The following is a 21,510-nucleotide window of genomic DNA, read 5'->3' as shown; positions in this document are numbered from 1 at the left end:
GTCAATCGTTGTTAATGGTCTCTTCGGATACAGCATAAGGGTCGGGGATGGCAATAGCATGAAGAATTTCGCGCTCACGGTGCTCCATTTCCTCAGCTTCCTCGTCGGTTTCATGATCGTATCCCAAAAGATGCAGGAATCCATGCACGACAAGGTGTGAGAGGTGGTGGTCGAGAGGTTTGTCTTCTTCAACCGCTTCACGCTCTACGGTTTCGCGAGCGATGACGATGTCGCCCAACATCGGCCCCGGCTGCGCACCGGCCTTGACCGGAAAAGCAGGAAACGACAACACATTGGTAGGCTTGTCCTTGCCGCGCCATTCGGCGTTCAGCTCCTGAATGGACGCATCGTCGGTGAAGACGACGCTCAATTCGCTGTCGGCATCCTTGAGGCCAAGATTGGCCCATGCTGCCTCGACAGACTTTCTGACAAGTCCTTCAAGTGTTGTTTCATCCGGCCAGCTGCCGGCTTCGATCGTTATATCGATATGGATCGCGTTGTCTGACACGTTCTGCGGCGGCTTCCCCTGACAGCAAGCCGCTTCGTCCTTTCAGTTGTTCGAAAGCCGTCTGCCCCAAAAAGGCAGACAGCATTTTTTTAGATCGTCATTCTGACGACCAATTACAAGTCCTTGGCCCCTATTCCGGACGAACCGGCTGCTGGACATGCGTTTTGGCATCGCGGTCATAGGCGTTGACGATTGCCGCCACCAGCGGATGCCGCACCACGTCTTTCTGGGTGAACCGCACCTTGATGACGCTTTCCACATCGTCCAGCACGCGAAGCGCTTCGACAAGCCCGGATTTCTGACCGGGTGGAAGATCGATCTGGCTTGGATCGCCCGTCACGATCATCCGCGATCCTTCACCAAGACGCGTCAGGAACATTTTCATCTGCATGGATGTCGTGTTCTGCGCTTCATCGAGAATGACTGCCGAATGGGCCAGCGTGCGCCCGCGCATGAAGGCCAGCGGCGCGATTTCAATGACGCCTGCAGTGATAGCACGCTCGACCTTGTCGGCGGGCATCATGTCGTAAAGCGCGTCATAGAGCGGTCGCAGGTAGGGATCGACCTTTTCCTTCATGTCACCCGGCAGAAAGCCCAGGCGCTCACCCGCTTCAACAGCCGGGCGGGAAAGGATGATCCGCTCCACCAGACCGCGTTCCAGCAGCATGGCTGCGTGGGCGACGGCCAGATAGGTTTTGCCCGTACCGGCGGGACCGACACCGAACACCAGTTCGGAACGGTCGAGCGCCCGCATATAGGCGTCCTGTGTCGGCGTGCGCGCGAAGATCGTCTTCTTGCGCGTGGAAATCTGGGCGGCGGATAGCTTGCCCTTGTTTTCCATCGTCGGCAGATCCAGCTGATCATCAGCCGCAATGGCCATGCGCAAGGCGCCATCGACATCCGATGCCGTCAGTTCATGACCTTTCTGCACGGTTTCATAAAGATGATCGAGCGTGCGGCGCGCCTGTTCGGTCGCGGTTGGTTCGCCCCGGATCGAGAGTTGGTTGCCCTTGGAGCGAACATCGACACCGAGTTTTTGCTCGATACGTGCCAGATTTTCGTCGAACTGACCGTAAAGCGCACTGGCCAGGCGGTTGTTCTCGAAAGTGAGCACGATATGGGCCATATCCGAGGCCCCGGTAGTCGGGCTTTTTTGCGTTAGAGTGGTTGGCTTGGCAGGTCTCAGCTTTTCCGTGGCGCTCAACCGTATCTCCTCAAGAGTTCACGCATTGCAATCACAGTTCCGACGGGATCATCGGCCCGACAGGATTATCGGCGCGAGACTCAAGCGCCGAAACATCTGCCTGAACGGTATCATGCCTTCACGCCAGTTTTTGCGCAATAAGGCTATTGGTCCCAGTGGAGGTGATTTTCACATGAATAATTTCGCCGACCTGATCATTGTTGTCATCGATGATCACCGGGAGGAGCCAGGGCGAACGTCCCACCATCTGCCCCGCCTGACGACCGGGCTTTTCCAACAGCACGTCCATCTCGCGACCGATCATGGATTCCTGGAACGCATATTGCTGCTCTGACAGCAAAGCCTGCAAGCGCTGAAGGCGCTCATCCTTCACCGCTTCTTCCACATGATCGGACAGATCTGCGCCGGGTGTGCCGGGACGCGGCGAATATTTGAACGAATAGGCCTGCGCGTAATTGACGTCGCGCACGAGCTGCATCGTGTCCTCGAAATCCTGATCGGTTTCGCCGGGGAAGCCGACGATAAAATCGCCCGACAGCGCCATATCCGGGCGCACCTCACGGATGCGCTCGATAAGACGTCGATATTCGTCCGCCTTGTGACGGCGGTTCATCGCCTTGAGAATACGGTCCGAGCCGGACTGTACCGGCAGATGCAGATAAGGCATCAGCTGGCGCAGGTCGCGATGGGCAGCGATCAAACTGTCATCCATATCGCGCGGATGGCTGGTCGTGTAACGCAGGCGCGCCACGCCCGGAATGCGGGCGAGGCGGAACAGCAATTCGCCCAGCCCCCATTCGCGGCCATCGTCGCCCTCGCCATGCCAGGCATTGACGTTCTGGCCGAGCAGGGTCAGTTCGCGCACACCGCTATCGGCGAGGCGTTCAGCTTCCGCCACGATCTGCCTGACGCTGCGCGAGACTTCCGAACCGCGCGTATAAGGCACCACGCAGAAGGTGCAGAACTTGTCGCAACCTTCCTGCACCGTCAGGAAAGCGGAAACGCCGCGCTTGCGGGTTTCTTCACGTTTCGGCGACGGCAGATGCTCGAATTTGTCTTCAAGCGCATATTCAGTCTCTACAACCTTTTCGCCGCCCCGAACGCGCGCCAGCGCATTGGGCAGGCGGTGATAGGTCTGCGGTCCAATCACCAGATCGACATTCGGCGCACGGCGCAGAATTTCATGTCCTTCAGCTTGCGCCACGCAGCCAGCAACGCCGATGGTCAGTTCCTTGCCGTTGGCTTCGCGCGCGTCCTTCATCTTGCGCAAGCGTCCCAACGCAGAATAGAGCTTCTCCGACGCCTTTTCGCGAATATGGCAGGTGTTCAGCAGCACCAGATCGGCATCGTCCGGCGTATCGGTCGCGACATAGCCTTCCGCTGCAAGGCTGTCGGCCATGCGCTGGCTGTCATACACATTCATCTGGCAGCCATAGGTTTTGACAAAAACCTTGCGTGCATTTGGACGCGTATCGGCGTGTTCTGCCGCTGGCACAATATCGGTGATGTTTTCGCTCATGCGGGGCTATCTACAGCTTTTGTCGCCGCATTGGAAGGTGACAAACTGATCGGCTTTTTCGCTTTCGCATTTTCGAGCGCAAAGCCGCGCACTAATCGTCGGCAATCTCGCGCCCCAGAAGAGCACTTTGCAGAAGCGCCCTCACCCGGCCTTCCATGGTGCGAGCCAGCATCTTGCGGTCTGTCGCCGCCGTGACAACCATCGGCTCGCCGAAGCGGATTTCAACATCGATAGCGCCTTCGCGCAGGATGCCTTTCAGATGCGGCATTAGCTCGACATCACCCGGCCAGGATGCAATCGGGCGAAAGTAACGCCCCATGGCCATGCCATGCACGCCGGTATAGGCAATGGCGACCGGCTGGACCAGCACTTCCGGCACACCGGCTTCCTTGATCGCCGCATGGGCTGCGCCGAAAAGTGCGGTCTTGAACGGCAAGACCCGATTGCCATCGGATGTCGTGCCTTCGGGAAACAGCACCATCGCATCTCCCTCGCTCATCCGTGTCGCAATTTCTGACGTTTGTTCGCCGGTTTTGCCGCGCCGCTCGCGCTCGACAAAAACAGTCCGCTGCAGAACAGCGAACATGCCGAAAATCGGCCAGTTGCGCACCTCTGACTTGGCGATAAAGGACACCTGCCCGACCGAGGACAAAACAACAATATCGCTCCACGACGTATGATTGGCGACCAGCAACAACGGGCGACCGCGATGCATTTCGCCAACTGTGCGCACCCGAAAGCCGAACAGCCGCGCAATCATGCGGTGGAACGTGTTGGGCAGGCTGCGTTTCCAACCGTTTTTGAGCTTGAGAAACACATACTGGACCGGGATCAGCGACAGGCTCAGCATGACCATGGCCGCGAGAACGAGAAAGACCCGGATCGCGCCGATCATTGCGGTCTCTTCAGATCGCGCCGCAGAACGAGCGCTGCCGAGCGTCCATTGGCGGTTTCGTAATAGGCCGGACGATCGCCGACTTTCTGGAACCCGAGACGCCGATACAACGCCTGCGCAGCGATATTGGCTTCATCGACTTCAAGAAACAGCGTTTCCGCCCGTTCCTGATAGAGATAGCGCAACACCGCATCCATCAGCGCGCGACCGACACCCTGCCGCTGCACATCGCGAGAAACCGCGATGGTGAGGATTTCCGCCTCACCGGCCACCAGCCGCGCCAGCACGAAGCCGCAGGCGTCATTGGGCTTGCCTTGCGCACGGGCGACAAAGCCGAAAACCGTATCCTGCGCGATCAGCGAGCGGAAATCGTCAGAACTCCAGCCATGATGAAAGGCAACAGCATGAATGCGCTGGATCGCATGACTGTCCTGCGCGCTGAGCGCTTCCACTGAAACCTGTCGGCGTCCGAAGCGACCGAATGGCAAGCCCATCATCGGCTATTCTCCGGCCTGCCTGCGTGGCAATGCAAACCCAACTTGCGGCTTGGCATCTGGGCCACGCATATAAAGCGGCTTCGGCGCATCACCGGGTGTGCGCGTGGCTGCCAGACGGGCGAAAGTGGCAATAGCAGCGGTCGGTTCGACGGGACCGAGCGCAAACTTGTCACCCAAAGCCTCGTTGATTGATCGTGCTGCCGATCCGGCCAGTACGGTTTCGAGGGGCGCATTGCCTGCAAAAGCTTCCGCTTCTTCCCGCGACAGAACCGATGGCTTGGACAGGGCAGCGCCATTGGCGTCGAATGTCTGCGCATAAATCTCGCCGCGATGCGCGTCGAGCAGGATTGTCACCGGCTTGCCCGGCACTTGTGCAAGCGTCTCTTCAGCCAGCGCCTCGAATGTCGTGACGCCAATCGACGGACACTTGAGCGCCAGTGCAAAACCGCGCGCCGCCGAAACACCGATGCGAACGCCCGTGAAAGAACCGGGGCCGATGTTTACCGCCACACGGTCGATGTCTTTTATCGCGACGCCTGCTTCTGCCAACGCGCGCCCGACATAATCCATCAGCACTTCCGCATGCCCCTTGCCGATATTCTCGCTGACCTGAGCGAGAACGACATCACCGTCAGCGTCGTAGACGGCTGCGGCGCAATAGGAAGCGGCGGTATCAAGGGCGAGTATCTTCATGCACTTCCGGGTAAATGAGAATTGGCCCCGCGACAAGTCTAACCGTGACGAAGCTGATACCAAATCATTGTCAACGCGCAGCGGTGCTTGCAATTTTCGGCATTTCCTGCGGAACAAAATCCCCCGGCAGGCGTTATCTCGCCGGGTGCGGGAAGGTCTTGTTGTTGCCTTTGCAACAGCAAGTTTTGCTGCAATACGGGCCTTTTACAGATTTGACGGTGCCGTTTGTGCGTCCTTTCGACCGCCCCCACGCTGGCGATTTCCCCAATCGCTGCGAGCTGGCCAATCGCTCGCGCCTGATTGTGCAAAGGATATGAGGATAAAATGTCCAATAAGTCGACGCATGCAACCCGCAACGATCTTCCTTCCAATACCAAGACGACCATGATCGCGCTGTTGAATGAAAATCTGGCTGCGACCATCGATCTTGCGCTGATCACCAAGCAGGCGCATTGGAACCTCAAGGGCCCGCAATTTATCGCAGTGCACGAAATGCTCGACGGTTTCAGGACCGAACTCGACGATCATGTCGACACGATTGCAGAACGTGCGGTTCAGCTCGGCGGCACCGCCTATGGCACATCGCAGATCGTCGTGAAGGACACGAAACTGAAGCCTTATCCGACCGATATTTATGCGGTTCACGACCATCTGGGCGCACTGATCGAGCGCTATGGCGATGTCGCCAACCTGCTGCGCAAATCGATCAAGGATTCGGACGAAGCGGGCGACGACAACACGGCGGATATTTTCACCGCCGCATCACGCTCGCTGGACAAGGCGCTTTGGTTCCTCGAAGCCCATGTGCAGGAAAAGAACTGAGGCTTACCCTCAAACAGTCAAACAAAAGGCCGGGAAAAATCCCGGCCTTTTCAATTTCTGCTAGCCAGCTCTTAGCTGGCCCATTCGCCGCGACGCATCACCGGCTCGCGGCTGCCATCGGGCTTGATGCCGTCGACATCGATTTCACCGGAACCGATCATCCAGTCGATATGGATGAGGCTGGAATTGCCGCCCTGCGCCTTGATCTGTTCGGGCGTCAGCTTGGCCCCGTCGATGAAGCACTTGGAATAGCACTGGCCAAGCGCGATATGGCTCGCCGCATTTTCATCGAAGAGCGTGTTGTAGAACAAGAGGCCGCTTTGCGAGATTGGCGAGGAATGCGGCACCAGCGCCACTTCACCCAGCCTGCGCGCGCCTTCATCCGTATCAAGCACTTTCGACAGCACTTCTTCGCCGCGGGTCGCCTTGGCTTCGACGATACGGCCCGCCTCGAAACGCACTGCGATGTTTTCGATCAGCGTGCCCTGATGCGAGAGCGGCTTGGTGCTGGCGACATAGCCATCGACACGCAATGCATGCGGCGTGGTGAAAACCTCTTCCGTCGGAATATTCGGATTGCAGGTAATGCCGTTCTTGGCGGTCGATGCGCCGCCGTGCCACTCGTGGCCGTCTGCAAGCCCAACGGTCAGATCCGTGCCCGGCCCCTTGAAGTTCAGGGCGCTATAGGCCTTGCCGTTCAGAAAGCGTGTGCGGGTGCGAAGTGCTGCATTATGCGCAGCCCACGCGCCAATCGGATCTTCGACATCCACACGCGAAGCGGCGAAGATGGCCTCCGCCAGCTTGCGGGTCGCCACCTCTTCCGGCTCATTCGGGAACATGAGCTGCGCCCATGCCGCATTCGGATAGGAAACGATGTTCCAGTTGATGTCGAAACCGGCGATCTTTTCCAGCGCTGGCTGATAGGCTTTGGAGTTGGCGCGATTGGCGCGCGAGACCTTGGCGGCGTCCTGGCTGGACAGAAGCATCGGATTGTCGGCAGCAATCGCCAGACGCGCCGCACCTTCGGAATAAGCCTTGGCCATGCCCTCATAAAGCCAGGTCGAAGCACGGTCGAAGCTTGCATCCGGCGCATTTTCATAGCGAGCCAGTGCAATCTGATCATCGGCGAAGAACGGCGTCACCAGACCCGCGCCCGCCTTATAGGCATGTTTGGCAATCAGTCGAACCAGCGGCAAGGCAACAACAGGCGCCGTGATGATCAGATCTTGCCCCTCGCGCAATTGCAGGCCGACGCGGACGGCCACTTCAGCCAGACGTTCGAGCTTTACCGGATCGATGACGGGATTTTGCATATCGTGAGCCATGGGCTGCGGACCTCTTTGATGCGAAAGCGCCTCCCTCGAGAAAGGGGGCGTCATGAAAGAATCACTTCTGTACACTCGCCGCCAGTTTATCAGATGGCGCAATTAAACCACGTTCTTTTCAGGATATGGTCTATACTGGATACTGCGGTCAGCAATATGGAAAGCAAAGAGAATGAACACGAAAGCGCTTGTATTATTGGGACTTGCAGGCCTGCTGGCCGGTTGTGTCACCATGACACCGGAAGAGCGCCGCGCTGCCGATGAACGGACCTGCCGGGGCTATGGGTTCAAGCCGCAGACCGAAGCATTTGCCAATTGCCTGATGCGTCTCGATCTCGACCGCCGCGCAGATCGCCGCGCCTGGGAGAACCGCGTCGATTTTTACGACCGGCCAATCATGCTCTATCAGCCGATCTATCGTCCGGTCGTGGTTCGCCCCCGCTAATTGCGGCAGATTGCGGGGCTCAAATGAAAAATGCGGGCCAATCGAAAAGATCAGCCCGCACCGAAGCTGTTTAAATCAACTTATAGAGGCGTTTCTGGACGATCCTGCGACAGAAGCAGCGCGCCGATTGCATCGGCCTGCTTTTGGTCTGCCGCAGCATAGCCGAGCGTTTGCGGCTGGCTTGCAGGGGCCGACGTATCGAATTGCGGCTGGTAGGACGCGACCTGCTGAATCTGTGGCTGTACCTGTGCTGTCGCTATGCCATTCTGGTGCGAGAGCCGATTGCCACGTGCCTGCGGACCAAGGCCGCTGCCCCGTATAGAGGTTTCCATCTTTGCGGCATCCGCCAGCGCAACCTGTACGGTGGGCGCTGCTTCCGGCACTGGACCGGCCTGCGGCAGCGTTACGTCATAAGACGGATCTTGCGGCGTGGATGGCGACTGCGGCGAATAGGCGAGAGCCAGATTGTATGGCTCCTGCGGCACCGGGTTCTGCAACGAGCCGTCGCGATTGCGCTTCTCGTAGAAAGAATTACCACCGGCAACCAGCACGTAATGCATGTTGTTATACGGGAATGACAGACCAGCCGTGTGGAAGAACATGGCGTTCTTCAGCTTCGGATGGCGCTGGCCCTTTAGCACGGCGTCAGCAGCAGCCTGAACGTCGGGCAGCTTGCCCGATTCCATCCTGCGGCTGAGAACGCCTGGTGCAAACTGGTTCTTCTGACCGACAACGCCACAAATCGTATCCGGATAACGGCCCGATGCGAGGCGGTTCATGACGACCGTACCAACGGCCATCAGACCATCAGGGCTGGAACGATTCGATTCGAAGAACATTGCGCGCTCAAGGCACTCCTTGTCCTTCGCCGTGTAGGTATAGGTCTTGACGCCGTTAACCGACTTGACGTGGCTTGCGGCCGCCGTCTTCTCAGTCTTGGCTGTGGTGCCGGTCGTCGTGCAGCCCGTCACTACGAAGGGCGCTACGAGCAGTCCTGCCAATACAGGCAGCTTCCAATTACCAGCGCGCGTCAACGGCTCAGTCTCATATTCAGGACCCTTAACTGAAGCAGTCGATCCGAAGGCCAATAATGACCAGTACGGGTCTAGCTGCGGTGCAAGTCAAAGCAGGCGAAGATCAAAAATCAAACAACCTGCCGTCGCTCGTCTTCTTCAAGGTTTTGGAATTTTTAGGCCAAAAAAAGGCAATGGGTCAAATTCCGAAATTGCTGAAACCATCGAAACGGCCACAAATGAAACCCGAATCATGAGCGTAATTGCCCTCACAAACCATTCAAAACTATTAATAGTTTCTTAATGAACCTACAGAAAAGAGATAAACCTTTGATTTGATGGAAATGATAGTTCCGCAATACAGGCCACATCGCTGCCTTAATTCGCAACTGCTGTAAAATTTTGATATATCTTGCTTCATCCGATTGGGAAAATCTGCGGCGTAACTGTTTTAGCAAGTCCTGCGCCGGTTCCTTCAACTTTGATGCAAGATGCGTAACATTCCGTGAGATCGGCCATTTTAGGCCTTTTCAGCGCCTCATCTGGCCGAATCGGGTGGCGCAGGCAACTGGCAAAACGGGCACGGCCAAAAGTGATCGAGCCCGCCTTTCGGTCCCGAAAGACGGGCTCAAAGAGCAGTTTTTATTAAAGTTCGATCAGCCGAAAGAATAACCGGCGCCGCGTACCGTGCGGATCGGATCAAGCGCGCGACCCAAGTTGATAGCCTTGCGCAGGCGTCCGACATGGACGTCGACAGTGCGATCATCGACATAGATGTCCGGTCCCCAGACACCATCGAGAAGCTGGCTGCGCGAAAAAACGCGGCCCGGCGACATCATGAAATATTCGAGCAAACGGAACTCCGTCGGTCCAAGACGGACTTCCTTTTCCTTGCGGTAAACGCGATGCTGCTGGCGGTCGAGCACCAGATCGCCCACCTTCAGCACATGCGACAGCAGGCTTGGATTAGCGCGGCGCAGCATGGCCTTGACGCGGGCCAGAAGCTCAGGGGTCGAGAACGGCTTCACCACGTAATCGTCGGCGCCGACGCTCAAGCCGCGAACGCGTTCGCTTTCCTCACCGCGGGCGGTCAGCATGATGACCGGCAAACGTTCCGTCTCCGGCCACTGGCGCAGACGGCGGCACAATTCGATGCCGGATACGCCAGGAAGCATCCAATCGAGGATGAGAAGATCCGGTACGTTCTCGCGCAGCGCGATTTCAGCCTCGTCGCCGCGTAGCATCGTATCCACCTGATAGCCTTCGGCCTCAAGATTGTAGCGCAGCAGAACGCTCAGCGCTTCTTCGTCTTCCACCACAGCGATTTTGGGTACCTGTGACATCCAATATTCCCTATTAAAATCCGGCGAGCGGAAGATACACGTCCCCCTATCGACCGCGTGCCGCCGCGCTATTCACTCATTCTCCACCGCATTTGGAGCACCTTTCGGCAAAGCCGTCCTGATGTGCTCCAAACGCAGCGCTTACTCAGGGCTTGCGTGCCTCATCCACGACAATGCCGTGGCTCAGGTCTTCTTTCGGTCGTTCGGCAGGCATCTGCAGGCCGGTCACGATGTAATAGACGGTTTCCGCGATGTTGGTCGCATGGTCGCCGATGCGCTCGATATTCTTGGCGCAGAACAGAAGATGCGTGCAGGCCGAAATATTGCGCGGATCTTCCATCATATAGGTGAGCAGCTCGCGGAACAGCGAGGTGTACATGGCGTCGATCTCATCATCGCGATCACGCACGATATTGATCTGCTGCACCGAGCGCGACGCATAGGCGTCGAGCACGTCCTTGAGCTGGGTCAGCGCCAGTTCGGCCAGGGTTTCAAGACCGCGATAGAGCTTGACCGGCTGGCGGGACTCCGAAACGGCGGCAACGCGCTTGGCAATGTTCTTGCCCAGATCGCCAACGCGCTCCAGATCGGCGGAGATGCGGATCGAACCGATAATCTCGCGCAGATCGACAGCCATCGGCTGACGCTTGGCGATGATCATCACGGCCTTGTCGTCGATTTCGCGTTCGCTGGCGTCCAGGATCAGGTCGTCTGAAATGACGCGCTGGGCAAGGGCGTTGTCCGCATTGACGATAGCGGCGACCGACTGTTCGACCATACGTTCCGCATGTCCGCCCATTTCGGCGATCTTGTGGGTGAGAAACTTCAGTTCCTCATCGTAGGAACGAACGGTATGCTGAGACGGCATGGTAGACCTCGTAATATAAATTGCGGGGAAGCCGCACTTCTGTTTTTGCTAGCGCAGTCCGCGGGCAAGGGAGGCTTGTCCCCTGCCCCAGTTTGTTAGCCAAAGCGTCCGGTGATGTAGTCCTGCGTGCGCTTTTCGGTCGGCGCAGTGAACATCGTTTCCGTGTCGCCCACTTCGACCAGATTGCCGAGATGGAACATGGCGGTGCGCTGCGAAACGCGGGCCGCCTGCTGCATAGAGTGGGTGACGATGACGATCGTGTAGTTCTGGCGCAGTTCGTCGATCAGCTCTTCCACCTTTGCGGTAGCAATCGGATCGAGCGCCGAGCAAGGTTCGTCCATCAGAATGACTTCCGGGCTGACCGCAATCGCACGTGCAATGCACAGGCGCTGCTGCTGACCACCGGAAAGACCCGTTCCCGCATCGTGAAGGCGATCCTTCACTTCCTCGAACAGGCTGGCCTTCTGAAGGCTCGTCACGACAATTTCTTCAAGATCAGTCTTGGAGCGGGCCAGACCGTGAATGCGCGGGCCGTAAGCCACGTTCTCGTAGATCGTCTTCGGGAACGGGTTCGGCTTCTGGAACACCATGCCGACACGGGCACGCAGTTCCACCACATCGATCTTCGGATCGTAGATATCCTCATTGTCGAGGGTGATCTTGCCACCGATGCGGCAACCTTCAATCGTGTCGTTCATGCGGTTGAGCGAGCGAAGGAATGTCGACTTGCCGCAGCCGGAAGGACCGATCAGCGCCGTCACCATCTTTTCCGGAACATCCAGATTGACGTCGAAAAGAGCCTGCTTCTCACCATAGAATACGCAAACCTTGTCGCCGCGCATCTTTACGGAACTGGCGTTGGCGTTCATCTTTTCTCCTACGGCTTTCTCGAGAGTACGTTCTGTCATCAAGTTCATAGCTTCGACTCCCGTTTACCAGCGGCGCTCGAACCGGCGGCGCAGAATGATTGCTGCAATGTTCATCACGGCCAGAAACAGAAGCAGGACGATGATAGCGCCGGACGTGCGTTCCACAAAGGCGCGTTCTGCTTCATTGGCCCACATATAGATCTGGACAGGCAAAGCGGTCGCGGGTTCCATCGGGGTCGACGGAACATCCGCCACGAAGGCCACCATACCGATCAGCAGAAGCGGAGCGGTTTCACCGAGCGCATGGGCAAGCCCGATGATGGTGCCCGTCAGAATGCCGGGTGCGGCAAGCGGCAGGACGTGATGGAAAACCATCTGCGTCTTGGAAGCGCCGAGACCGAGCGCCGCGGCGCGGATCGATGGCGGCACGGCGCGCAATGCGGCGCGCGTTGCGATAATGATCGTCGGCAGCGTCATCAGCGTTAGCACCAAACCGCCGACCAGCGAAGCCGAACGCGGCAGGCCGAAGAAGTTGACGAAAACTGCCAGACCCAACAGACCGAACACGATGGACGGCACGGCTGCGAGGTTGTTGATGTTCACCTCGATCATATCGGTCCAGCGGTTCTTCTTGGCGAACTCTTCCAGATAGATCGATGCGGCGACACCAATAGGCAGAGCCAGACCCAGCACGATCAGCATCATATAAAGAGAACCGACCAGCGCCACACCGAGACCGGATGTTTCCGGGCGGCTCGATGCGCCATAGGTGAAGAGGCCGGTATTGAAGGCTTCCTTCATGACGCCTTCTTCCGAAAGCGTCTTCATCCAGCCGACCTGACGGTCGGAAACCTTGCGGCTCGTTTCAGGCACAGTCAGGTCGATCTGCCCCTTGAAGGCGGAATCGATGTCTGCGCCAGCCAGAACCGGAACGGTCTGCGTCGTGCCGATGAGCGACGGATTGTCCATCACCATCTGGCGAAGCTGAATGCGCACGCCGTCCGAATAGAAGCGACCGAGATCGCGCATGGCCGGACGGTCCGTGGGCGACACGCCGAGCTTTTCAGCCAGAGCGTTGCGCACCAGAAGCGGATAGTTCGCCGTGATCAGCACATTCGGATCAGTCGCGCGCTTGTTGCCCGGATCGATCACCTGCGCCTCAAGCTTGACCGGCAGGTAAAGCGTCGTCTGCCAGAAGGCGGTATAGCCCTTGGAGAAAACCGAGAACAGCAGCGCGCAGAGGAAGAACACGCCAATCGAGATTGCAGCAATGCCATAGAGGCGGAAGCGGCGTTCGGCAGCATAGCGGCGCTTGAGCCCGATATCGCGGCGCACCGGCTTTGCAGAAACCGCGCCGCTTGCGTTGAAGGTCGTATCGGTCATTATTCGTACTGCTCCCGGTACTTGCGCACGATGTGCAGCGCAAAGATGTTCATGATCAGCGTCAGGACGAAAAGCGTGATGCCGAGCGCAAAGGCAACCAGCGTCTGCGGCGAGTTGAACTCAAGATCGCCGGTCAGCTGGTTGACGATTTTCACCGTAATGGTGGTCATCGCGTCGAATGGATTGATATTGATACGTGCCGCAACACCTGCCGCCAGAACCACGATCATGGTTTCGCCGATGGCGCGTGAGGCTGTCATCAGAAGTGCGCCGACAATGCCCGGCAGTGCCGCTGGCAGGACAACGCGCTTGACGGTTTCGGAGCGGGTTGCGCCAAGACCGAGCGAGCCGTCGCGCAGCGTACGCGGAACGGCGGTGATGATGTCGTCGGAGAGCGACGACACGAAAGGAATGAGCATCACGCCCATGACGAGACCGGCTGTCAGAACGCTCTGCGCCATGATGAAGCCTTGACCACCCGCTATCGCGGCAGAAAGGTCACGCAGGAACGGGCCGACCGTCACAAGGGCGAAGAAGCCGTAGACGATACTTGGAATACCGGCCAGAAGCTCCAGCACCGGCTTGACCACCGTGCGCACGCGCGGCGAGGCATATTCGGCCATGTAGATGGCGGCGAACAGGCCAACCGGAACCGCGAACAGCATCGCGACCAGCGCGATATAGAGCGTACCGGCCAGAAGCGGGATCAGACCGAACTGGCCCGTTTCGCCACCGGAACCGGCAGCGGCAAAGCGCGGATCCCAGACCGTACCGAAGAAGAAGTCCCAAGGGGAAACAGCCTGAAAGAAGCTGATCGTCTGGAACAGCATCGAGCAGATGATGCCGATGGTCGTCAGAATAGCGATACCGGATGCGGCGATCAGCCCCCACAGCACGATGCGCTCGACATTGTTGCGGGCGCGCATGCGGCGGTTGATCGTGGAGAGACCGAAAATCAAACCGGCAACGGCAATGACCAGCGCCACGGCGGCACCGATTGTGTGTGTCAGGTCCGTCGCCTTCTTCAGATAGAGGGCGATGGGCACCATAAAGTCCTGGCCCTCAGTTGCGAGAGCCACGCCCTTGTTGCCGAGAACCGTGCGCGCATCCTGATAAGTGGATGGGAAGCTTTCCAGCTCCGCCGGCGTCAGGCGTTCTAGACCGTTGGCGAGACCGCGCACCATACCGAGCTGAAGGCTGCGATTGGTATAGGAACCACCCTCGACCGCATCGGGCAGTCGTGAGGAGGCGCTGTGATCGAGATAGACGGACGCTCCGATAGCCCAGACCGCAAGAAACAGAACTGCAGGCAATGCAGAAACGAGGAAAACCCACCAGCCATGATAATGCGGGCGGGAATGCATTTTCTCGGCCGTCGAACCCTGACCAGAACCTTGGGTCGCGACAGGCTGCGCTTTGTCCAGTGCAACGGCGCGCTGACGGCCGATAAAGAAGCCGACTAACCCGATTGCAATGACGCTAACGAGAACCAGAAAGAAGGACATTCAATTTCCCCGGTTGCCCTGAAAAATGCGAAACGACAAAGACATGACCCCTATGACCAGACTGTCGGTTCCGCGCGATTGCGCCTGTCATATTAGAATGGCGCGAAAGGAGAAGAACGCGGGGAGGTTTCATCCCCGCGTTCCACAGTTTTAGTCTTACTTTGCAGCCATCGTCTTGCCGTCGGTGAAGGCAGCGCGCTGTGCTTCACGCTCTGCATCCGGAGCCGGAACCAGACCGTATTCAGCGAGCGGGCCGTCAGGACCGATCATCTGATCGTTCAGGAAGAAATCAACATATTCCTTGAGGCCCGGAACGACGCCGAGGTGAGCCTTCTTCACGTAGAAGAACAGCGGGCGCGAAACCGGATATTCACCCGAAGCAACGGTTGCAGCCGACGGCGTGATGTCGTTGACAGTCGCAACCTTCAGCTTGTCAGCGTTGTTTTCGTAGAAATAGAGGCCGAAAACGCCAACGCCGGTCTTGTTGGAGTCGATGCGAGCCAGCGTTTCAGCATAGTCGCCGTCGATGTCGACAGCCTTGCCGTCCTTGCGAACTGCGATACAGGCCGAAGCGGCAGCCTTGTCGTCGAGACCGGCCTTCTTGATTTCGTCCAGAGCGCCCGAGTGCTTGCAGCCGTCAGCCAGAACCTTTTCTTCGAAAACTTCACGGGTACCGTGCTTTTCGCCCGGGATGTAGGCAGCAATGTCCCAATCCGGCAGGTTCGGGTTGACCTGGTTCCACTTGGTGTTTGGATTGTCGACCAGCTTGCCGTCGACAACAACCTTGGCGGCCAGAGCCTTGTAGACGTCTTCCGGCTTCAGCTTCCAATCCGGACCCTTAGCGTCGGTCGCGAATACGATGCCGTCATAACCGAAGCGCACTTCTTGAACGTCCTTGACGCCAGCGTCGACGCAAGACTTCAGTTCCGTGTCCTTCATGGCGCGCGATGCATTGGCAATATCGATGGTGTTTTCACCGACGCCCTTGCAGAATTCCTTGATACCTGCGCCCGAACCGCCCGATTCAACAACCGGCGTCTTGAAGTTCGGGAAGGTTTCGCCGAAGGTTTCAGCGACGATCTTTGCGTAAGGCAGCACGGTCGAGGAACCGGCAACCTGAATCTGATCGCGCGCTTGGGCAGCGGAAACCGACAGAACGGCAGCAATGGCCAGCGCCGCGGTCGAGGAAATCATCTTGTTCATGAGCAGCAGCTCCTGTTGTAAAAAGCCTATGACGATTAGCGTCAGTAGCCGTCTACGCGCTCTATATTACATTCATATGACAGTAATGTTACAGGTTTGTATCAATGCTCCGCGCCACCAATTGTGTGGGGTTTCGCAGGCATTGGAAGAGCTGCTGGAACTGTTATGGGAATCAAAGCCGTAGGCGCGGCAGACGGGCTCCCGTGGCCTCAATGCCCGCCACATCGGCATTGGCAAAGGCAAAACGCAGAAAGGCTTCCTGTCCTTCACCGAAGAAGACGCCCGGCAATGTGACAATGCCGAGCGACTTCGCAAGGCGCTCGGCCACCGTCACAGAAGATGTGCCGCCAAAGGGATGGCGCACGAAGGCAAAATAGGCTCCCACCGCCTCGACGCGCCAGCCATCGACACCCGCCATGACGGAACGAAGCGCTGCCGCCCTGCGTGCAATTTCCTTGCGGTTGTCATTGCGCCAGGCTTCCAGCGGCGCAAGCGCACGGGCAACAGCCACTTGCGGGGCGCGTGTGGCGCAGATTTGCAGATTGTCCATCACCTTGGCGATATTGGCCACCATGTCGGCGCCCGCAACAATGGCCCCCAGACGATGCCCCGGAATGCAAAAGGATTTTGAAAAGCTATAGAGCTGGATCAGATGCGACGGCCAGTCGGCCTCACCGAATAACTCGTGCGGGGCTTCACCGGCATTTGGCAGAAAGTCGCGATAGGTTTCGTCGAGGATCAGCCATGTTCCGTTGGCACGGCAGAGCGCGTAGATCTGGCCAAGCAGCTCCGGCGGATAAACCGCACCGGTCGGATTGTTCGGAGAAACCAGTGTCAGCGCCTTCACACCGGGATGCAGCGCTGCCCGCACATCCTCGATCGTCGGCACAAAGCCATTTTCCGCACGGCACGGAAAAGAAGCCGGCTTGATGCCGAGCATTTCCAGTGAAGAGCGGTGGTTGAAATAGAACGGATCGGTGGTCAGTACCGTATCGCCGCTGCCGGCCACGCACATAATTGCCGCGATGAAAGCCTGATTGCAGCCAGATGTGACATGCACATTGCGCGCTTCAATCGACGCACCATAAAGCGCGCTGACATGTGCGGCATAGGCCTGACGCAGCACCGCCTCGCCTTGAATCGGTCCGTAGCCCGCGCAGGCGAGCGACCCTGCCGCCTCGCCCAGAAACTGCAACATGTCTGGATGCGGTGGATAGCCGGGAACCGCCTGCGAAAGATCAATCAGGGGGCCGTGGCTGCCGTCATAATCCCGCGCCCAGGCCTGCACAGCCGGAATGGGCGGTGCGGAGAGTTGATCGATCAGCGGATTGACGGCGGGCAGTTTCATAGGAGGCTCCCATTGCGATTGCGCCACTCTTATAGCGAAGGGAGAGACGATTAAAGCCGTTACTCACTGGGTCGCGAAAGCACATAGACCGCAGAACCCAGCATGAAGATCGTCACCGCAATTGCCAGCAATGGGCCCGGATGAGCGCCCCACCAGAAAAACCCGTAGCCGACAGTCATGCCCAGACAGGCATAGAGCTTTGCCTTTGGTGGAATGGCGCCTCGGTCGCGCCACTTGATGATCAGCGGGCCGAAACGCGGATCGCGAAGAAGCCGCGCTTCAAGCTTGGGCGAAGACCGCGCAAAGAACCATGCCGCCAGAATAATGAAGATCGTTGTCGGCATGACGGGCAAAAGCGCACCGATAATACCAAGCGCCAGCATCACAAATCCGAGCACGAGAAACAGCACCCGCTTGCCGGCGGAGATCGCCGGATCGGAAGCATTTGTGTTCGTGTCGGAAGGATCGTCCTGCATGTTTTCCGTTGGAATCGCACCTGTTCGCCACTGGCTTATAGCAGGATTTCTTCCATAAATTGCACTGGCTGATCGGTCAAAGAAACGTCATAAGCCCCGTTTTCCGGCCTGTGGATAACCAAAAGGCGACCTGTGAAAAATGCCACTCACACGCCAAAATTGTAATTTTGCCCGGAAAAGGCCGCATTTCGACAACTTTTAGAAGGTGCTTCAAAACTTAGTCTACAAATAAAAATTGCAGGGTCAGGCGCAAGCGCAACAAAGGTCGCAAGCAGCTTTTCTTGGATTCCACGCCCGAAAACATGGACGCGTAGAGCCATACGCCAGATTCTTAACGAATCGTAAACGCTTTTACAGCAATCAAACTGAATCCTTCCAAATATTCCTCAGTTTTGTTTCAGAATATAAGTAAACAACGCATAGTATAGGATGATTTTCCGCTGCGGATATAGATTCAATTACCGCACAATGTTCTCATTCGAACCACGTCATCGCCACATTTAGATTCCACTTCACTCAGGTCTTTCTCAGCAAAACTGTCAAAGCGCCCCGTTAACAACTAATGGAACTGGTATGAACTTCAAGACCCGTATGGCTATGCTCGGCTTTGCAGCAACCAGCCTTCTCGCTGTCAGTGCAATCGAAGCCTCGGCACAGCAATGCGGCGGTGCCTCCTGGTACGCCCTGACCTCCCGCACGGCATCGGGTGAACGTATGAACCCAGCCGGATTGACCGCAGCGCACCGCTCCCTGCCGCTTGGCAGCAAGGTCAAAGTTACCAATCAGAGAAATGGCAAGTCGCTCGTCGTGCGCATCAACGACCGCGGCCCGTTCATCAAGGGACGTGTGCTGGATCTCTCCAAGGGTGCTGCAAGCCGTCTCGGCTTCATTGGCGCCGGACACACCAAGGTCTGCTTCACGCCGATGTAATCGGGCGTAAAGATATCTTCGGATAATAAAGTGATAGCGGCCCGGATCGGGCCGCTATCACTTTATTTGCGATCCAGCCGGTCGGTGAACCACTTGGTCAGGTTGACCCAGACGTCATCCTTTTCCGCCGCATCTTCGATGCCGTGTTCTAGATTGGGATTGTCGTTGACTTCAATCACCACGACACCGTCATCCGTCTCCTTCAGATCGACACCATACAAGCCATTGCCGATGCACCGCGCAGCGCGCAGGCCGGTTTCCAGAACGGCTTGCGGGGCCTCTGCCAGCGTATAGGTGCGAAAGCCGCCCTCAAGCGGTTTGCCGCCCGTATCGTGCTTCACGATCTGCCAGTGGTTTTTCGCCATCATATACTGACAGACGAAAAGCGGCTTGCCGTCGAGGACGCCCACGCGCCAGTCGAACCGGGTCGGCATATATTTCTGCGCCAGCAAAAGATCGCTATCCTGAAGCCACAGCATTGCCAGCGCCTTCAGCTCGCCCAGATCACTCACCTTCTTCACACCGCGCGAGAACGAGGAATCCGGGATCTTGATGACCAGCGGAAAGCCCAGCATATCAGCGGCCCGCTCCAGATCCTCCTCACCAGCAATCATCACGGTCTGCGGCACCGCCACATCATTGGCCTGCATCAGCTCGTGCAGATAGACCTTGTTGGTACAACGGATCATCGAAATCGGATCATCGATGACCGGCATGTTTTCCTGCTGCGCCCGGCGCGCAAAGCGATAGGTGTGGTTGGAAATCGATGTGGTTTCGCGGATGAACAGCGCGTCGTAATTGGCAAGACGCGACAGGTCCTTCTTGCCGATTGGTTCGACCTCAACACCAAGCCGCGCCGCGATCTTCGCCCAGTGCTTCAGAGACGCCATGGATGATGGCGGCATCGCCTCTTTCGGATCGCAGAGCGTCGCAACAGAATAACGGGCCGGAACTTTCGGCTTGGCCGCCCGCCATTCGCGCTGGGTGTAGCGGTCGAGCGCATCCTCAAAACGCTCCTTTTGATGTTTCGAGAATTTCGAAATATTGGAGAAGCCGATTTTCTGGATACGCGCCCACTCACCCGGCTTGATCGTCACTTCCAGCGACGGCGCGCGGAACCAATCGAACAAAAGCCTGCCGAAACGCTCGAATTCCGGGTTCTCGGCCAGACCGAAATGGACGTGGATGGTTTCAGGCGCTTTTTCCGGATGCTTGCCGAGCGCCTTGTTGAGCATGTCTTCCAGTTCGGGAATGGCATTCTCATAGAGCCGACGCTCGGAAAGATCGATCATCGTCTCAACGGACGGAATGATGCGATGGCCGCGCGCTTCCGCCAGAAGCGAGGCATAATAGCCGCGGCTCTGGTAGGCATAGGTGCGCGACAGGTTGATGATGCGCGGGCGCTGCTGGCCGTTGAACAGCGCCGGATGCGCGAGATAGTCACGATTGGTCATGACCTTGTGCGGTGTGGCGCCATTATCGATATCCGAGAGGCGCCCAACGAGAATGACGCAAATCGTCATCAATCTGTCCCTTTTTCGAGAATCACTGCTGCTCTGAGCCCATCGCGGCCGAAACGGGCGATGCGGTCGAAGATGTGGAATGGAACCGGCACATTGGCCGCATCGGCGATGCTTTCGCCTTGTTCCTCTTCCACCCACGGATCATGAATAAAAATATGGCGGCCATCTTCGCCGTGGGCGAGAACCCAATGCGGCACCTTGTTGCCGAACATGAGATAGCCGCTGATCAGAACGACCACCGACGCGCCACGCCGCAGCGCCGTGACGATGTCAAACAAGGTAAAGCTGCGATAATCCACCGGAATGCCATAGGCTTCCGTGCGCTGGCGAAAGTCGGTTTGCGCGAGCTGCATCACCCGGCGTTTTTTCTCCGAACGCACCGATTGCAAAAACAGCATATCCTCGATGGAAACGATGATGGACGCCTTCAATCCATGCTCATACCCGGCGACGGCAAGGCCGAAAGGTTCGCAGCCCCCCGGCCCAGACATCATGTAAATGGTGGTCGCGTCGCGCCACAGGCGAACTTCCAGCACCGGATCGAGTTGCACGCCGGGCTTGTGATAGGCGAGCGCCATCATGAGGCAGGCCGCCCCGCAGGTGAAATCGGTCGTCTGCCGATAATAGGGAAATGTCGTGATCGGAGGGGTGCCGCCGCGCACCGTCTTTTCAAAACGCAGGGCGTCGGAATGATCCGCATAATAATCGAGATAGCGCCCGATTGGGCGATAACCGTTGCGTTTATAAAGCGCGATGGCCCGTGCATTGTCCTCGCGCACCTCAAGCCGCAACAGCGGGCGGTCGTGCTCATAGGCCGCCGTTTCAGCAGCCTGCAGCAGAAGCGCACCAATACCCCTGGCACTCGCATCCGGATCGACGGCGATCGAATAGAGCCGCGCCATCGCCGTACCGTGCCGGAAAAGGATCATCGCATAGCCGATGATGTTGCCATCGGCTTCCGCAATGATCGTTTCAGCGGTGGGACGCGCGATTAAGGCGCGGAAGGAGCGTCGGGAAATACGGTCTGCTTCGAAGCAGCGCTCTTCGATGCGCAATAACGCATCAATGTCGTCTGCCGTGGCCTTGCGCGTGGTTGCGCTTGTCATCCCGTGGCCTTTGCAAATGGACCTCAAAGGTCCGG

At 57.7% G+C, this 21,510-nt stretch carries 23 protein-coding genes; 5 read left to right on the top strand and 18 right to left on the bottom strand.

Translation table 11 applies throughout. The annotated features are described in order from the left end of the window. Nucleotide 1 precedes the first annotated feature (1 nt). From ybeY to tsaB, 6 genes are all read right to left on the bottom strand, one after another. A complete protein-coding gene (gene ybeY / locus FHW03_RS01415; RefSeq protein WP_182519028.1) occupies nucleotides 2–508 on the bottom strand; it encodes an rRNA maturation RNase YbeY in 507 nt (168 codons plus the stop codon). A 130-nt stretch (nucleotides 509–638) separates the two neighbouring features. Then, complete coding sequence (locus FHW03_RS01410; RefSeq protein ID WP_171058692.1) at nucleotides 639–1,712, bottom strand: PhoH family protein; 1,074 nt, start codon at nucleotides 1,710–1,712, stop codon at nucleotides 639–641. A gap of 118 nt (nucleotides 1,713–1,830) precedes the next feature. Further along, complete coding sequence (miaB, locus tag FHW03_RS01405; protein ID WP_182519027.1) at nucleotides 1,831–3,231, bottom strand: tRNA (N6-isopentenyl adenosine(37)-C2)-methylthiotransferase MiaB; 1,401 nt, start codon at nucleotides 3,229–3,231, stop codon at nucleotides 1,831–1,833. A gap of 91 nt (nucleotides 3,232–3,322) precedes the next feature. Further along, entirely contained in the window at nucleotides 3,323–4,126 is an 804-nt protein-coding gene (locus tag FHW03_RS01400; RefSeq protein ID WP_182519026.1) for a lysophospholipid acyltransferase family protein, read from the bottom strand. Beyond that, nucleotides 4,123–4,623 carry a ribosomal protein S18-alanine N-acetyltransferase gene (gene rimI / locus FHW03_RS01395; protein ID WP_182519025.1) on the bottom strand — a complete coding sequence of 167 codons (501 nt, stop codon included), beginning with the start codon at nucleotides 4,621–4,623 and terminating at the stop codon, nucleotides 4,123–4,125. Before rimI ends, FHW03_RS01400 begins: the two co-directional genes overlap by 4 nt. A gap of 3 nt (nucleotides 4,624–4,626) precedes the next feature. Further along, on the bottom strand, nucleotides 4,627–5,316 hold the full coding sequence (tsaB, locus tag FHW03_RS01390; RefSeq protein WP_182519024.1) for a tRNA (adenosine(37)-N6)-threonylcarbamoyltransferase complex dimerization subunit type 1 TsaB: 690 nt from the start codon (nucleotides 5,314–5,316) through the stop codon (nucleotides 4,627–4,629). Between the two features lie 44 nt (nucleotides 5,317–5,360). On the opposite strand from tsaB, the gene FHW03_RS01385 reads away from it, so the two are divergent. Then, complete coding sequence (locus FHW03_RS01385) at nucleotides 5,361–5,633, top strand: hypothetical protein (RefSeq protein WP_182519023.1); 273 nt, start codon at nucleotides 5,361–5,363, stop codon at nucleotides 5,631–5,633. 7 nt (nucleotides 5,634–5,640) lie between these two features. Then, nucleotides 5,641–6,138 carry a DNA starvation/stationary phase protection protein Dps gene (gene dps, locus FHW03_RS01380; RefSeq protein ID WP_138784045.1) on the top strand — a complete coding sequence of 166 codons (498 nt, stop codon included), beginning with the start codon at nucleotides 5,641–5,643 and terminating at the stop codon, nucleotides 6,136–6,138. A gap of 71 nt (nucleotides 6,139–6,209) precedes the next feature. Here dps and FHW03_RS01375 read toward each other — a convergent pair whose 3' ends face one another. Further along, a complete protein-coding gene (locus FHW03_RS01375) occupies nucleotides 6,210–7,463 on the bottom strand; it encodes an aminopeptidase (RefSeq protein ID WP_113533750.1) in 1,254 nt (417 codons plus the stop codon). 172 nt (nucleotides 7,464–7,635) lie between these two features. Here FHW03_RS01375 and FHW03_RS01370 point away from each other — a divergent pair, with 172 nt between their 5' ends. Then, nucleotides 7,636–7,908: a hypothetical protein gene (locus FHW03_RS01370; protein WP_182519022.1), complete on the top strand. Its 273-nt coding sequence runs from the start codon at nucleotides 7,636–7,638 to the stop codon at nucleotides 7,906–7,908. Nucleotides 7,909–7,988: 80 nt separating this feature from the next. Here the strand turns inward: FHW03_RS01370 and FHW03_RS01365 are convergent, their stop codons facing one another. Beyond that, nucleotides 7,989–8,942 carry a cell wall hydrolase gene (locus tag FHW03_RS01365; protein WP_182519021.1) on the bottom strand — a complete coding sequence of 318 codons (954 nt, stop codon included), beginning with the start codon at nucleotides 8,940–8,942 and terminating at the stop codon, nucleotides 7,989–7,991. A 56-nt stretch (nucleotides 8,943–8,998) separates the two neighbouring features. Between FHW03_RS01365 and FHW03_RS01360 the strand changes: the two genes are divergently transcribed. Further along, nucleotides 8,999–9,178, top strand: coding sequence for a hypothetical protein (locus FHW03_RS01360; protein WP_182519436.1), 180 nt, complete (start codon nucleotides 8,999–9,001; stop codon nucleotides 9,176–9,178). Between the two features lie 399 nt (nucleotides 9,179–9,577). Here the strand turns inward: FHW03_RS01360 and phoB are convergent, their stop codons facing one another. From phoB to FHW03_RS01320, 8 genes are all read right to left on the bottom strand, one after another. Then, complete coding sequence (gene phoB / locus FHW03_RS01355; protein WP_078337701.1) at nucleotides 9,578–10,264, bottom strand: phosphate regulon transcriptional regulator PhoB; 687 nt, start codon at nucleotides 10,262–10,264, stop codon at nucleotides 9,578–9,580. 145 nt (nucleotides 10,265–10,409) lie between these two features. Next, nucleotides 10,410–11,132, bottom strand: coding sequence for a phosphate signaling complex protein PhoU (gene phoU, locus FHW03_RS01350; RefSeq protein ID WP_182519020.1), 723 nt, complete (start codon nucleotides 11,130–11,132; stop codon nucleotides 10,410–10,412). 95 nt (nucleotides 11,133–11,227) lie between these two features. Then, complete coding sequence (gene pstB / locus FHW03_RS01345; RefSeq protein WP_377513859.1) at nucleotides 11,228–12,001, bottom strand: phosphate ABC transporter ATP-binding protein PstB; 774 nt, start codon at nucleotides 11,999–12,001, stop codon at nucleotides 11,228–11,230. A gap of 63 nt (nucleotides 12,002–12,064) precedes the next feature. After that, the gene (gene pstA, locus FHW03_RS01340) at nucleotides 12,065–13,384 is read right to left on the bottom strand and encodes a phosphate ABC transporter permease PstA (protein WP_182519018.1); all 1,320 of its coding nucleotides are present in this window, start codon (nucleotides 13,382–13,384) and stop codon (nucleotides 12,065–12,067) included. Next, the gene (gene pstC / locus FHW03_RS01335) at nucleotides 13,384–14,889 is read right to left on the bottom strand and encodes a phosphate ABC transporter permease subunit PstC (RefSeq protein ID WP_182519017.1); all 1,506 of its coding nucleotides are present in this window, start codon (nucleotides 14,887–14,889) and stop codon (nucleotides 13,384–13,386) included. The genes pstA and pstC overlap by 1 nt, the downstream gene beginning before the upstream one ends. 156 nt (nucleotides 14,890–15,045) lie before the next feature. After that, a complete protein-coding gene (locus tag FHW03_RS01330; RefSeq protein WP_078337697.1) occupies nucleotides 15,046–16,092 on the bottom strand; it encodes a PstS family phosphate ABC transporter substrate-binding protein in 1,047 nt (348 codons plus the stop codon). Between the two features lie 172 nt (nucleotides 16,093–16,264). After that, nucleotides 16,265–17,434, bottom strand: coding sequence for an aminotransferase (locus FHW03_RS01325; protein ID WP_182519409.1), 1,170 nt, complete (start codon nucleotides 17,432–17,434; stop codon nucleotides 16,265–16,267). Nucleotides 17,435–17,499: 65 nt separating this feature from the next. Continuing rightward, on the bottom strand, nucleotides 17,500–17,916 hold the full coding sequence (locus FHW03_RS01320; protein WP_182519016.1) for a YbaN family protein: 417 nt from the start codon (nucleotides 17,914–17,916) through the stop codon (nucleotides 17,500–17,502). Between the two features lie 573 nt (nucleotides 17,917–18,489). On the opposite strand from FHW03_RS01320, the gene FHW03_RS01315 reads away from it, so the two are divergent. After that, the gene (locus tag FHW03_RS01315; protein ID WP_078337695.1) at nucleotides 18,490–18,846 is read left to right on the top strand and encodes a septal ring lytic transglycosylase RlpA family protein; all 357 of its coding nucleotides are present in this window, start codon (nucleotides 18,490–18,492) and stop codon (nucleotides 18,844–18,846) included. A gap of 62 nt (nucleotides 18,847–18,908) precedes the next feature. On the opposite strand, the gene FHW03_RS01310 is transcribed toward FHW03_RS01315, so the two are convergent. Beyond that, entirely contained in the window at nucleotides 18,909–20,369 is a 1,461-nt protein-coding gene (locus FHW03_RS01310) for a RimK family protein (protein ID WP_182519015.1), read from the bottom strand. Beyond that, nucleotides 20,369–21,475 carry a GNAT family N-acetyltransferase/peptidase C39 family protein gene (locus tag FHW03_RS01305; protein WP_182519014.1) on the bottom strand — a complete coding sequence of 369 codons (1,107 nt, stop codon included), beginning with the start codon at nucleotides 21,473–21,475 and terminating at the stop codon, nucleotides 20,369–20,371. The genes FHW03_RS01310 and FHW03_RS01305 overlap by 1 nt, the downstream gene beginning before the upstream one ends. Nucleotides 21,476–21,510: the final 35 nt, after the last annotated feature.

It is taken from the genome of Ochrobactrum sp. RH2CCR150 (assembly GCA_014138095.1).
Classification (GTDB): Bacteria; Pseudomonadota; Alphaproteobacteria; order Rhizobiales; family Rhizobiaceae; genus Brucella; species Brucella gambitense.
The sequence above is the reverse complement of the archived record's forward strand: the minus strand, read 5'-3'. Positions and strand labels throughout refer to the sequence as shown.

Excerpts from the sequence above, each read along its gene's own strand:
- FHW03_RS01320 (WP_182519016.1), bottom strand. The coding sequence starts at position 17,916 with ATGCAGGACGATCCTTCCGACACGAACACAAATGCTTCCGATCCGGCG.
- FHW03_RS01375 (WP_113533750.1), bottom strand. The coding sequence starts at position 7,463 with ATGGCTCACGATATGCAAAATCCCGTCATCGATCCGGTAAAGCTCGAA.
- rimI (WP_182519025.1), bottom strand. The coding sequence starts at position 4,623 with ATGATGGGCTTGCCATTCGGTCGCTTCGGACGCCGACAGGTTTCAGTG.
- phoU (WP_182519020.1), bottom strand. The coding sequence starts at position 11,132 with ATGCCGTCTCAGCATACCGTTCGTTCCTACGATGAGGAACTGAAGTTT.
- pstA (WP_182519018.1), bottom strand. The coding sequence starts at position 13,384 with ATGACCGATACGACCTTCAACGCAAGCGGCGCGGTTTCTGCAAAGCCG.
- FHW03_RS01330 (WP_078337697.1), bottom strand. The coding sequence starts at position 16,092 with ATGAACAAGATGATTTCCTCGACCGCGGCGCTGGCCATTGCTGCCGTT.
- tsaB (WP_182519024.1), bottom strand. The coding sequence starts at position 5,316 with ATGAAGATACTCGCCCTTGATACCGCCGCTTCCTATTGCGCCGCAGCC.
- FHW03_RS01305 (WP_182519014.1), bottom strand. The coding sequence starts at position 21,475 with ATGACAAGCGCAACCACGCGCAAGGCCACGGCAGACGACATTGATGCG.
- pstB (WP_377513859.1), bottom strand. The coding sequence starts at position 12,001 with ATGAACGCCAACGCCAGTTCCGTAAAGATGCGCGGCGACAAGGTTTGC.
- dps (WP_138784045.1), top strand. The coding sequence starts at position 5,641 with ATGTCCAATAAGTCGACGCATGCAACCCGCAACGATCTTCCTTCCAAT.
- FHW03_RS01360 (WP_182519436.1), top strand. The coding sequence starts at position 8,999 with ATGACCAGTACGGGTCTAGCTGCGGTGCAAGTCAAAGCAGGCGAAGAT.
- FHW03_RS01315 (WP_078337695.1), top strand. The coding sequence starts at position 18,490 with ATGAACTTCAAGACCCGTATGGCTATGCTCGGCTTTGCAGCAACCAGC.
- FHW03_RS01400 (WP_182519026.1), bottom strand. The coding sequence starts at position 4,126 with ATGATCGGCGCGATCCGGGTCTTTCTCGTTCTCGCGGCCATGGTCATG.
- miaB (WP_182519027.1), bottom strand. The coding sequence starts at position 3,231 with ATGAGCGAAAACATCACCGATATTGTGCCAGCGGCAGAACACGCCGAT.
- pstC (WP_182519017.1), bottom strand. The coding sequence starts at position 14,889 with ATGTCCTTCTTTCTGGTTCTCGTTAGCGTCATTGCAATCGGGTTAGTC.
- FHW03_RS01370 (WP_182519022.1), top strand. The coding sequence starts at position 7,636 with ATGAACACGAAAGCGCTTGTATTATTGGGACTTGCAGGCCTGCTGGCC.
- phoB (WP_078337701.1), bottom strand. The coding sequence starts at position 10,264 with ATGTCACAGGTACCCAAAATCGCTGTGGTGGAAGACGAAGAAGCGCTG.
- FHW03_RS01310 (WP_182519015.1), bottom strand. The coding sequence starts at position 20,369 with ATGACGATTTGCGTCATTCTCGTTGGGCGCCTCTCGGATATCGATAAT.